This is a genomic window from Actinomadura hibisca NBRC 15177 (assembly GCF_001552635.1).
GTDB classification, from domain to species: domain Bacteria; phylum Actinomycetota; class Actinomycetes; order Streptosporangiales; family Streptosporangiaceae; genus Spirillospora; species Spirillospora hibisca.
In genome coordinates, this window is record NZ_BCRO01000144.1 from 1 (window position 1) to 11,316 (window position 11,316).

12 protein-coding genes and 1 pseudogene are annotated in these 11,316 nt (G+C 73.0%); 2 read left to right on the forward strand and 11 right to left on the reverse strand.

Annotation, left to right across the window (positions count from 1 at the left end; genetic code table 11):
* Positions 1–205: 205 nt before the first annotated feature.
* The 8 genes and pseudogenes from AH6_RS41330 to AH6_RS41355 form a co-directional block, all read right to left on the reverse strand.
* Positions 206–940, reverse strand: coding sequence for a PP2C family protein-serine/threonine phosphatase (locus AH6_RS41330; RefSeq protein ID WP_067491822.1), 735 nt, complete (start codon positions 938–940; stop codon positions 206–208).
* A gap of 44 nt (positions 941–984) precedes the next feature.
* The gene (locus AH6_RS46915) at positions 985–1,293 is read right to left on the reverse strand and encodes a DUF6210 family protein (protein WP_373861898.1); all 309 of its coding nucleotides are present in this window, start codon (positions 1,291–1,293) and stop codon (positions 985–987) included.
* A pseudogene (locus AH6_RS47185) lies at positions 1,203–1,409 on the reverse strand (DUF6210 family protein); the annotation flags it as partial. The gene AH6_RS46915 and the pseudogene AH6_RS47185, both read right to left, overlap by 91 nt.
* A 40-nt stretch (positions 1,410–1,449) precedes the next feature.
* On the reverse strand, positions 1,450–2,529 hold the full coding sequence (locus tag AH6_RS41335; RefSeq protein ID WP_067491824.1) for a sensor histidine kinase: 1,080 nt from the start codon (positions 2,527–2,529) through the stop codon (positions 1,450–1,452).
* Positions 2,526–3,203 (reverse strand): response regulator, encoded by a 678-nt coding sequence (locus AH6_RS41340; protein WP_067491826.1) that lies wholly within the window; start codon positions 3,201–3,203, stop codon positions 2,526–2,528. Before AH6_RS41340 ends, AH6_RS41335 begins: the two co-directional genes overlap by 4 nt.
* A 45-nt stretch (positions 3,204–3,248) precedes the next feature.
* A complete protein-coding gene (locus tag AH6_RS41345) occupies positions 3,249–3,998 on the reverse strand; it encodes a hypothetical protein (protein ID WP_067491828.1) in 750 nt (249 codons plus the stop codon).
* Complete coding sequence (locus AH6_RS41350) at positions 3,995–4,882, reverse strand: ABC transporter ATP-binding protein (RefSeq protein WP_067491830.1); 888 nt, start codon at positions 4,880–4,882, stop codon at positions 3,995–3,997. The genes AH6_RS41345 and AH6_RS41350 overlap by 4 nt, the downstream gene beginning before the upstream one ends.
* Positions 4,883–5,161: 279 nt before the next feature.
* Complete coding sequence (locus AH6_RS41355; protein WP_067491832.1) at positions 5,162–5,521, reverse strand: hypothetical protein; 360 nt, start codon at positions 5,519–5,521, stop codon at positions 5,162–5,164.
* Between the two features lie 94 nt (positions 5,522–5,615).
* Between AH6_RS41355 and AH6_RS41360 the strand changes: the two genes are divergently transcribed.
* Positions 5,616–6,014: an NUDIX hydrolase gene (locus AH6_RS41360; protein ID WP_067491834.1), complete on the forward strand. Its 399-nt coding sequence runs from the start codon at positions 5,616–5,618 to the stop codon at positions 6,012–6,014.
* Positions 6,015–6,017: 3 nt separating this feature from the next.
* On the opposite strand, the gene AH6_RS41365 is transcribed toward AH6_RS41360, so the two are convergent.
* The 3 genes from AH6_RS41365 to groL all read right to left on the reverse strand — a co-directional run bounded on the left by AH6_RS41365 (position 6,018) and on the right by groL (position 9,017).
* A complete protein-coding gene (locus AH6_RS41365) occupies positions 6,018–6,608 on the reverse strand; it encodes an LURP-one-related family protein (protein WP_067491842.1) in 591 nt (196 codons plus the stop codon).
* 88 nt (positions 6,609–6,696) lie between these two features.
* On the reverse strand, positions 6,697–7,296 hold the full coding sequence (locus AH6_RS41370) for a hypothetical protein (RefSeq protein WP_067491836.1): 600 nt from the start codon (positions 7,294–7,296) through the stop codon (positions 6,697–6,699).
* 95 nt (positions 7,297–7,391) lie between these two features.
* Complete coding sequence (gene groL / locus AH6_RS41375) at positions 7,392–9,017, reverse strand: chaperonin GroEL (protein WP_067491838.1); 1,626 nt, start codon at positions 9,015–9,017, stop codon at positions 7,392–7,394.
* Positions 9,018–9,389: 372 nt separating this feature from the next.
* Here groL and glsA point away from each other — a divergent pair, with 372 nt between their 5' ends.
* Complete coding sequence (gene glsA / locus AH6_RS41380) at positions 9,390–11,231, forward strand: glutaminase A (protein ID WP_067491840.1); 1,842 nt, start codon at positions 9,390–9,392, stop codon at positions 11,229–11,231.
* Positions 11,232–11,316: the final 85 nt, after the last annotated feature.

Consider the following 11,316-nt stretch of genomic DNA (forward strand, 5'->3'; position numbering starts at 1 on the left):
CGCTTTTCCGACCCACCGCAGCACCACGCGCACGGTCAGACCGTGGCGGTTGGTTCGTTGGTGGTTCCCCTTCGGGTCGGCCGCCTTTCGGCGTCCCGCTCCCCGTGGGGCGAAGTGAACAGTATGCCCGCGCGGGGTCCACGTCAAACCAGTCGCGGAAACTTGTTGTGGCGTGTCGTCCGGGCTTCTCGGCCGCATCCGCTCCTCAAGGAGCTTGACCTGCGGCAACCTCGTGAGACGGTCGTTCGGTCCGTGTCGATGGCCGGGCCATCAGTAGGTGTAACCACCTGGCGGCCGGGGTTGTTCCCGGTTCTACGAAAAACTTCCCGGAACCCGGATGAGCAGGGCGGTCACGTTGTGTCGGTTCGCCCGCGTCGGCGCCGAGCCATCCGGCCAGGGCCTCGTGCCGACCAACGTCGTCCTCGGTCAGGGGCATTCCCGGGCCCTCGTCGGGGAGCCAGTAGGCGCGGCTGTCGCCGACCGAGCAGGACCAGATGCCGTCCGGGCCTGCGATGCCCGCGACATATGTGCAGGCGGGGGCCGCGTTCACCGAGGTGGCCAGGGCCGCGACCGCGCGGGCCGCGCCCATGGCGGCGTCGACGTGGGCGGTTTCCGGTAGGGCACCGGCTTGCAGGCGCGTGGTCAGGATCGTCGTTCCGGTCTCGGCGGCGAGCTGGGCGGCGCGTTCGGCGCGCGGGGACATGGAGACGCCGTCGCAGACGACGCCGATCGTCCAGGGGCCGCTCGTGGTCAGTGCCATCGCGTCGGCGTTGACGCCCCGCCGTTTGCCCCGGTCGCTGACGCCGGCCGCGCCCTGCTCGATGGCGAGTTCCAGATGGGACCGGAAGGCTGGTTGTGCTTTGCCGCAGTCCCAGCAGTGCCCGTCGGGGGCGACGGTTCCGTCGCAGGAAACGCACGTCCTGTCGTCGCGGTGCTGCATGTCCTCATTCTCCCGTCGGCGGGAGCGGGCCAGCACCGCTGTTCTCAGTCCGAGTTGTGCCACACCAGCATTCCGGGGCCGTCCGGGGTGAGCACGGGCACCCACGCCTCGTCGGCCTCGCCGATGCGGTCCTCGTCCAGCCGCAAGGCGTGCGGCCGCTCGTTGAGGCCGTCGCATGTCCAGTAGCGGATGCCCGCCACGATCTCGCGCAGCCTGCCGCGCTCAGCGTCCGTCCACCGGTGGTCCCAGGTGCCGGCCCCCGGAACCGCTTCTCGAACAGATGCCGCAGGTCGGTGAGCGCGTCGTCGCCGAACAGCGGGACCAGGAAGCCTTCCGTCTCCCCCTCCCGGCAGGCGGTGCCGCCGTACTGCTGCTGGTAGCGGACGCCGGTCCCGGCCTCGACGATCACGCACAGCCACCCGCTACCCGTGCCGTCCGGATCGATGAACACGAAGCGCTGGGCAGCCATGGTGGGAGTGTCCCGCTCGGTCTGCACCGGCTCAACGGATTTAGTGCGCCGACTGGAAAGCGAGTGTCGCGTGCACCGTGAAGCCTCCGTCCGGGCGCGGTCCGGCGGTGAACGTGCCGTTGTGGGTCAGGGCACGTTCCCGCATTCCGATCAGCCCGTAGCCGTTGCCTCGGGTGGACGTCTTGGCCGGGCCCTCGTCGGAGACGTCCAGGGAGAGGCTGTTCGCGGTGCCTTCCACCAGGATCGTGCAGCGTGTGGGGGCGGCGTGGCGCGCCACGTTGGACAGTGCCTCCTGGACGATGCGGTACGCCGCCAGCTCCACGCCCTCCGGTACGTCCGCCGCGTCGCGGACCGTCAGTTCCGCTTCCACCCCGGCGGCTCGGGCCGACGCGACCAGGGCGGGCAGGTCCGTCAGGCGCGGGGACGGGGTCAGGCCCGCCTCGCCGGTGCCGTCGCGCAGCACCCCGAGCATCGTGCGCAGTTCCGTCAGCGACCGGCGGCTCACCTCCTCGATGACGGCCAGCGCGCGGGCCGCCTCCTCAGGGCGGTCGGCGGCCACGTGGTTCGCCGTGCCCGCCTGGACGGCGATGAGGCCCATGCCGTGGGTCACCACGTCGTGCATCTCCCGCGCGATGCGCAGCCGCTCGTCGAGCCTGGCCCGGTCCAGGTCGCGGAGGGTCGCCGCGCGGCGTTCGGCCACGGCGCGGCCCGTCGTCCACGCGACGCCCAGCAGCGCCGCGCCCAGGAGGGCCCACGAGACGATCGGCGGCGGGCCGCTGCCGGCCGGGCCGCCGAGCAGGAGGACGATCGCGCCCGCCGCCGTGACGGCTCCCGCTCGCCTGATGGCGGGGCGGCGCGGGGCGGGGCGTTCCGCCGCGACCGTGTAGAGGGCGTAGGCGGCTGCGGGCAGCAGGCCGGGGCCGAAGGCCAGGCCCGCGCCCGCGGCCGTGATCACCATGGCGAGCGTGGGGAGCGGGGCCATCCGCCGGACCGCCAGCGCCAGGGCGGCCACCGCCGACACCACCAAGGCCGCCGGTGCCGCCGGTTGCACGCCGAACACGTGCGGCAGCGCGGCGAGGACGACGGCGATCGGCGCGTCCGGCGGGCGCGGGCGGTTCACGGGTCGGGGGGCGTGGCCGCGCCGGCGGTGACCAGACCCGTCTCGTAGGCGACGATCACGAGCTGGGCCCGGTCCCGGGCGTGCAGCTTGGCCAGCAGGCGGCTCACGTGCGTCTTCACCGTGGGCAGGCCCAGCCGCAGGCGGTCGGCGATCTCGGCGTTGGACAGGCCCGCCGCGACCAGCGCCAGCACCTCGCGCTCCCGGTCGGTGACGCCGGTCAGGGCCGTGGCGCCGGGGCGCTGCGCGAACGACTCGATGAGCCGCCGGGAGACGGACGGCGCGAGCATCGCCTCGCCCGCCGCCACGATCCGCACCGCCGCCAGCAGGTCCGGTGGCCGGATGTCCTTCAGCAGGAAGCCGCTCGCCCCGGCCCGCAGCGCCGCGAACACGTAGGCGTCCAGGTCGAACATGGTGAGCACCAGGACGCGCGTGCCCGCGCAGGCGGGGTCGCCGCAGATCCGGCGGGTCGCCTCCACGCCGTCGGTCACCGGCATCCGCACGTCCATGAGCACCACGTCCGGCCGCGACCGCCGGGCCAGCTCCACCGCCTCGCCGCCGTCGGCGGCCTCGCCCACCGCCGTGAGGCCGGGCGCGGAGTCGACCAGCAGGCGGAAGCTGCCGCGCAGCAGCGCCTGGTCGTCGGCGATCAGTACGCGGACCGGGTCGTTCGGCATGTCTCCCACATGTCGGTGATGGGGCGGTTCCAGCAGGGTAGTTCGTCAGACGTCACGGTGGCGGAAGGCCGCCCAACCGGCCAACAGGATCGCGGCCGCCCAGACCAGCAGGACGGCGAGGCCGGCGGCGGGGCTCAGGTCGTCCGGTCCGGGGCGGACGGTCAGCAGGCGGGCGCCCGCGCGGTCGGGGAGGTAGCGGGCGGCCTCGGCGGTCGCGCCGATGACCGACAGGATCTGCGAGCCCATCAGCACGAGGGGCAGCAGCACCGCCAGCGGGACCAGGGCGTTGCGCGCCAGCGTCGCCGCTCCGGCGGACAGCAGCACCATCAGCGCGAGGTAGACCACCGCGCCCGCCATCGCGCGGGGCACGCCCGGCGACAGGAGCGAAGCGCCGTGCGGGCCCAGGGCGAGCTGCGTCGCGGCCGTGCCCAGGACGGTCGCCACGGCGGCGGCGGGCAGCACCGCCAGCACGGCCGCACCGAGCTTGGCCAGGTAGAGGCGGGGCGCGGTCAGCAGTGACACCCCGATCGTTCCGGCGCCGTACTCGGCGGTCACCACCAGCACGCCGAACACGATCGCGGCGAGCTGCGCGTACTGGACGCCGTCGAAGCCCGCCTGCTCGGCGGTGAAGTCGGGACGGAGCCGTGGGTTGCGGGTCTCGATCGAGTCCCGCACCGACCAGCCGTTCAGCACCCCGATGCCGACGGCGACCAGCGGGATCAGGGCCAGCGCCGTCAGCGGGCCGCGCAGGGTGCGGATCTTGGTCAGTTCGGCGCGGAGCAGGGCGGGGCTCATCGCGGTCCTCCCACCAGGCGCAGGAACGCCTCCTCCAGCGAGGCGTCCAGCGTGCTCAGCTCGTCCAGCGTCACTCCGCGGGCCAGCGCGATCGCTCCGACCCTGTGCGTGCCGACGCCCTCGACCACCAGCGAACCGTCGGCCATGCCCGTCACCGCGATCCCTTCCGCGATCAACGCCTGGAGCAGCCGCTCGGGCTCGCGCGCCCGCACCCGCACCCGGGCGCGGGCGTGCCGCGCGACGAACTCGGCGGTGCTCAGGTCGGCCAGCAGCCGGCCCCGGTCGATGACGACCAGGTGGTCGGCGGTCTGCGCCATCTCGGCCATCAGATGGCTGGACACCAGCACCGTGCGGCCCTCCCCCGCCAGCCGCCGCAGCAGCTCGCGCAGGTCGCGCGCGCCTTCGGGGTCCAGGCCGTTGGCGGGCTCGTCCAGTACCAGCAGCGGCGGGTCGCCCAGCAGGGCCGTGGCGAGCCCGAGGCGCTGTGTCATGCCGAGCGAGAAGCCGCCGGCGCGCTGCCCGGCCACATCCGCCAGCCCGACGTCCGCCAGGACCTCCCGGATCCGGCCGCGCCCGATCCGGTTGCTCTGCGCCACCCACAACAGGTGGTGGTAGGCGGTGCGGCCCGGGTGTGGCGCGGCGCTCTCCAGGAGTGCGCCGACGCGGGTCAGCGGGGCGTCCAGTTCGGCGTACGGGCGACCGTGGACGAGCGCCCGCCCGCCGTCGGGCCGGACCAGGCCGAGGATCATCCGCATCGTCGTCGACTTCCCCGCGCCGTTCGGGCCGAGGAAGCCGGTCACCCTGCCCTCGGGCACGTCGAAGGTGAGGCGGTCGACGGCCGTCCTGCGCCGGTAGCTCTTGGTCAGTTCCCTGATCTGCAACACTCCCGCACTGTCGCAAGCGGGGTGCGGCGGGCGCATCGGGCCCGCGTACGTCATCCCTGCGGATGATCGCGGCCGGGTATTCAGGATCACCCTTCCGGCATTCCGTCAGCTGCCGTTACGGGTTCGCTTCGTGCTGGCCGGTGTCCGCAAAGGCGCTTCAACGCCTCCGGCCGGATTTTCAAACGGTGCCCAAGCCTTGCCGTTCAAGCCGTTCCACAGGTCGGCCGAGCTGCGGATTCGTTCTGTGGCGCGGGCATCGCGGACCGGGCCGTCGTCCGGTCAGGGTTGTGCCAGGTAGCCGCCGACGAACAGCACCGCCTCCGCCGCCACCCACAGCAGCGCGGCGGTCGTCAGCAGCGCGTCCAGGCGGTCGGGCGACCGGCGGACGGCGGGCGTCAGCCACGCGGCCGTCGCCAGCGCGGCGGCGGCCGCCGCCAGCGGCACCGAGAGCAGGACGGCGAGGTCGTAGTGGTCGGCGCAGTCCAGGTCGCGCTGCCCCGGATCGCCGCAGAACGCGGCGGTGCCCCAGCCGCCCAGCGCGGAGAACGACCACAGCAGGGCCAGCACGGCGTTCGCGATCGTCGGGAGGGCCGGCGAGATCCGCCAGCCGCTGGGTCGGCGTCCCGGAACGGCCTGCACGCAACGGAACGTACCTCGCGCTGACGGCCGGTGAAAGGGGGCGGGGGCAAGGGGTCCGGAAGGTGCGCGATGTCCGGTGGGTAGGGTCGGGCGCGTGGGAAAGGTCATCGACAAGGTCGCCTGGATCTGCGTCCGGGACGGCAGGGTGCTGGCCGTCCGGTCGCACGGCAGGGACGCCTTCTACCTGCCCGGCGGCAAGCGCGAGCCCGGGGAGGACGACGCCGCGACGCTCGCCCGCGAGGTCGGCGAGGAACTCGGTGTCGCGCTGACCGGCGACCCCGTCCACCTCGGCACCTGGGCGGCCCCGGCCGACGGGCGCTCCGACGGCGCGACGGTGCGCATGGCCTGCTACACCGCAGGCCACGCGGGCACCCCGCGCGCCGCCGCCGAGATCGCCGAGGTCGCCTGGCTCTCCTCGGCCGACGCCGGGCGCGTGTCGGCCGCGACCGCGCTGGTGCTGGCGGCGCTGCGGGAGTCCGGCCTGATCACCTGACGGTCAGGTGAGGTCCTTGGACTCGTGCAGCGTCATGTCCATCACGATGGCCGTCACCATCGCGAAGGTCCGCAGCGGCTCGGGCACCGGGTCGTCGATCTCGACGGTGTACTTGTCCGCGGTGGTCAGCAGGTGCGTGGCGAGGCCCGCGAACTTCTTGCCGACGCGGGCCACCGTCGCGCCCTCCCGGTCGGTGACCACGAAGTTGCGGCGCGGCACGTCGCCCGCGATCTCGCCCAGCTTGGCCCCGGCCGCGTCGCGCAGCAGGTAGCGGCGCGCCACGCGCTCGGTGTTGATGGTGCCGATCGGCTCGCCGTCGGCGTCGTGCAGGGTGGTCAGCAGCCGGCCCTGCTGCTTGGCGATCACCAGCAGCGGCTCGCCCTCGGGGTCGGTCAGGTCGACCACGCGCGCGTCCAGCTCGGACTTGCCCGGGAACACCTTCTTCAGGTGCTCGATGCGGGTGCGGTCACGGGGTTCGGCCGCCAGCGCCAGCAGCGTGCCGGACTCGTCGAGGACCTTGTACTGGGTGCGGGCGAACGGGCCCCGGCGGGGCTGCTCGACGCGGAGGAACGAGGTACGGGATAGCGCGCTCACGTCGTCTTCGTCTTCCTGTTCGTCGGGGCGGTTCGGGCAGATCCTTCCACCGCCGTAGTGCATCATGCCGCCGCCGCCACGCCGAGCGTCAGCTCCCGTGTCCCCGCACGACGTAGAGGCAGACGGCGGCGGCGAGGCCCAGGCTGCGCAGCGGCTCGGGGGTCGCGGGGTCGAAGCGGACGGTGTGCGGCCGGTCCTCGGTCGGCGCCCACTGCCGCTCGTGGTCGATGCGGCCGTAGACGGTGCCGAGCCGGTCGGTGATGTCGAGGGTCCCGCCCGTCAGGACCCCGGCGATGGCGCGCAGCCCCTTGGCGGCCGTGCGCGGGCCGACGACGCGCAGGTCACCGACGTGCGTGCCGTAGGCGTCATGGACGGGGTAGTGCGGGCGGCCCCGGCGCGTGCCGCTGCCGACGGTGCCCAGCGCCGCGCCGTCCGGGCGCACGATGCGGGTCACGGGCCTGCGCACGTGGCTGGAATCGCGGCTGACGGTGAACAGCAGGCGGTTCCACGGGTCGAAGGTGTCCACGGTTCGGGCGAAGCCCGCCGCGCTTCCGGGGGCGACCGCGTCCAGGGTGCCCCGCCAGCCCGTCGCGCCCCGGTCGCGGAACACCGCGAGGGGCGTACCGCCCTCGTCGGTCACCGCCCCCCGGTGCACGCGCAGCAGCGGGGCGGCGTAGAGCGAGGACACGAGCGGCTCCCGAAATATGTGGATTATCCGCTACGTATATAGCGCAAAAGGGGCGGCCCCTTCCGGAACCGCCCCTTGCCGTGCGCGTGCGCGGACTAGAAGTCCATGCCGCCCGCACCGTCCGGCATGGCCGGGGCCGGGTTCTTCTCCGGCTTCTCGGCGATGACGGCCTCGGTGGTCAGGAACAGGGCCGCGATCGACGAGGCGTTCTGCAGCGCCGAACGGGTCACCTTGGCCGGGTCGAGGATGCCCGACTCGAACATGTTGACGTACTCGCCGGTGGCGGCGTTGAGGCCCTCACCCGGGGTCAGGTTGCGGACCTTCTCCACCACGACGCCGCCCTCAAGGCCGGCGTTGACGGCGATCTGCTTGAGCGGCTCCTCCAGAGCGCGCTTGACGATGTTGGCACCGGTGGCCTCGTCGCCCTGCAGCTCCAGCTTGTCGAAGGCCTTGGTGCCGGCCTGCAGCAGCGCCACGCCACCGCCGGGGACGATGCCCTCCTCGACGGCCGCCTTCGCGTTGCGAACGGCGTCCTCGATGCGGTGCTTGCGCTCCTTCAGCTCGACCTCGGTCGCCGCGCCGGCCTTGATGACGGCCACGCCGCCGGCCAGCTTGGCGAGGCGCTCCTGGAGCTTCTCGCGGTCGTAGTCGGAGTCGGTGTTGTCGATCTCGGTGCGGATCTGGTTGACCCGGCCGGCGATCTCGTTGGCGTCACCGGCGCCGTCGACGACCGTGGTCTCGTCCTTGGAGACGACGATCTTGCGGGCGCGGCCCAGCATGTCGAGGGTGGTGCCCTCCAGCTTGAGGCCGACGTCCTCGCTGATGACCTGGCCGCCGGTCAGCGTGGCGATGTCGCCCAGCATGGCCTTGCGGCGGTCACCGAAGCCCGGGGCCTTGACGGCGACGGACTTGAAGATGCCACGGATCTTGTTGACGACCAGGGTGGCCAGGGCCTCGCCCTCGACGTCCTCGGCGATGATCAGCAGCGGCTTGCCGGACTGCATGACGCCCTCAAGGACGGGCAGCAGGTCCTTGTTGGCCGACGCCTTGCCCTGGACGATCAGGATGTAGGGGTCCTCCAGGACCGCTTCCATCCGCTCGGGGTCGGTGACGAAGTAGGGCGAGATGTAGCCCTTGTCGAAGCGCATGCCCTCGGTGAGCTCAAGCTCAAGACCGAAGGTGTTGCTCTCCTCGACGGTGATGACGCCTTCCTTGCCGACCTTGTCCATCGCCTCGGCGATCATCTCGCCGATCTGGGCGTCGCCCGCGGAGATGGAGGCGGTGGAGGCGATCTGCTCCTTGGTCTCGACGTCCTTGGCGAGCTTGGACAGCTCCTCCGAGACGCGCTCGACCGCGGCCTCGATGCCCTTCTTGAGGGACATCGGGTTGGCGCCGGCGGCGACGTTGCGCAGACCCTCGCGCACCAGCGCCTGGGCCAGGACGGTGGCGGTGGTGGTGCCGTCACCCGCGACGTCGTCGGTCTTCTTGGCTACTTCCTTGACGAGCTCGGCCCCGATCTTCTCCCACGGGTCCTCAAGCTCGATCTCCTTGGCGATGGACACACCGTCGTTGGTGATCGTGGGGGCGCCCCACTTCTTCTCCAGCACGACGTTGCGGCCCTTGGGGCCGAGGGTGACCTTGACGGCGTCGGCGAGCTGGTTCATGCCCCGCTCGAGGCCGCGCCGGGCCTCCTCGTCAAACGCGATCATCTTTGCAGCCATAGGGGCTCCAGTCCTCCCGGAACAGGTGGCCATGACGGATCGAGCCGACGCCCGCGACGGACGGCCCCGGCCCGCGGCTGCCATTCCGCCGCCGGACGCGAGACCTCGTCGTCCCGACCCAGGGACCGTGGGGAGCTGTCACTCTCCACAGCCGAGTGCCAATGATGTGTTTAGCACTCTACCCCGGCGAGTGCAAGCGAGCGACGCTCCGCCCCAGGTCACGCTAGTTGCCCGACATGCCAGGTCAGGACGCTTTTGAGGGATTTGCACGGAAGATGGCCCGCGATTGATCGAATCGGCGGCCGGGTACGGGGGCGGTGAGCACGATCCGCCCGTCCGGGGGCGGGGCGGGGGCGGCGCCGGGGGTGGAGCGTGACCGCAGAGGGGGCCGTGGCGAGCCCGGTCCAGGAGCTGCTGGACGAGCTGCACGCGCGCGTCCAGACCGTGACCGACGGCGAGGTGGCCACCTACATCCCGGCGCTCGGCAAGGCCGACCCCGCGCTGTTCGGCCTGGCCCTGGCCACCCAGGACGGCCACGTCTACAGCGCGGGCGACGCCGCGACGCCGTTCACCGTCCAGTCGGTGTCCAAGCCGTTCGTGTACGCGCTGGCCCTGCACGACCGCGGCCTGAACGCGGTGCTGGAGCGGGTCGGCGTCGAGCCCACCGGCGAGGGCTTCGACGCGATCCGGCTGGAGCCGGACACCGGCCGCCCGCTCAACCCGATGGTGAACGCGGGCGCGATCGTCACCGCGTCGCTGGTGACCGGCGACGACTACGGGCAGCGCTTCCAGCGCATCATCGACGGGCTGTCGGCGTTCGCCGGTCGCGAACTGCGCCTGGACCACGGCGTGCTCGCCTCCGAGGAGCGCACCGGTGACCACAACCGGGCACTGGGTTACCTGCTGCGCAACGCCGGGGCGCTGGAGGGCGACGTGGACGAGGCGGTCGGCGTCTACTTCCGGCAGTGCTCGGTCGTGGTGACGGCCCGGGACCTGGCGGTGATGGCGGTGACGCTGGCGGCCGGGGGCGTCAACCCCGTCACCGGCGAGCGCGTGGTGGGCGCCGACACCTGCGAGCACGTGCTGGCGGTGATGGCGACGTCTGGCACCTACGACTTCGCCGGGGAGTGGCTGCTGCGCGCCGGGCTGCCCGCCAAGAGCGGGGTGTCGGGCGGGCTGATGGCGGCGCTGCCGTCGCAGCTCGGCATCGGCGTCTACAGCCCGCCGCTGGACCGGCGCGGCACCAGCGTGCGCGCCATCGCGGCGTGCCAGGAGTTGTCGTCGCGGTTCGGGCTGCACCTGATGCGGCCGGTGAACCGCACCACGCCGGTGCTGCACCGGTTCCTGCGCGGCGACGCGCTGGGGTCGCAGCGCACCCGGCGGCACGCCGAGCGCGAGATCCTGCGGCGCGAGGCGCGCGCCATCGCGGTCTGCGAGTTGCAGGGCGACCTGGGGTTCGCGGCGGCCGACGTGGCGGTGCGCGCGGTGTCGGACGACCTGGCGGGGGTGCGCTGGCTGGTGCTGGACCTGCACCGGGTGCCGCGCACCGAGCCGGTGGCGGTCGAGCTGCTGGACTCCTTCGCCGCCGAGCTGCGCGGCCTGGGCGTCACCACCGTGGTGTCCACCGAGCCGGGCCGCACGCCGCTGGCGGCGGCCGAGACCGCGTTCGGGACGCTGGACGAGGCGCTGGAGTGGTGCGAGGACGCGCTGATCGCGGCAGCGTGCGCGGCCGCGCCGGACGGGCGGCTGGACCTGGACGCGGCGGTGCCGCTGAGCGAGCAGGACCTGCTGCGCGACCTGCCCGCCGACATGCTCGACGTGCTGACGCCGCTGCTGGCCGAGCGCTCGCTGGAACCGGGGCAGGCGCTGTTCGAGCCGGGGGCCGCGCTGGACGAGACGTTGTACTTCGTGGTGTCGGGCAGCCTGGCCCTGCAACGGCTCGACGGCGACGCGCCCGAGCCGCTGCGGCTGGCGTCCATGGGGCCGGGCACCGCCGTCACCGGCCTGACCGTTGCCGACGACCGGGGCGCCTACCGGGTGGTGGCCGAGGAGCCCACGGTGTGCCGGGTGCTTCCGGCGGCGGCGGTCAAGGCGTTGGACGACGACCATCCGCAGGTGGTGGAGGCGCTGCACTGGGCGATGGCCCGCAGCCTGGCCGCGCGCCTGCGCCGTGCGGACGCCCAGAACCAGGCGCTCATCGGCTCGGTTCCGTAGATGGCTCGACCGGGCGGCTAGGGCCTGTCTCAAAGACCTCAGCTGTCGCGCGAGTGACTAACTGTCGCGGCGGGGCGATGCCGAA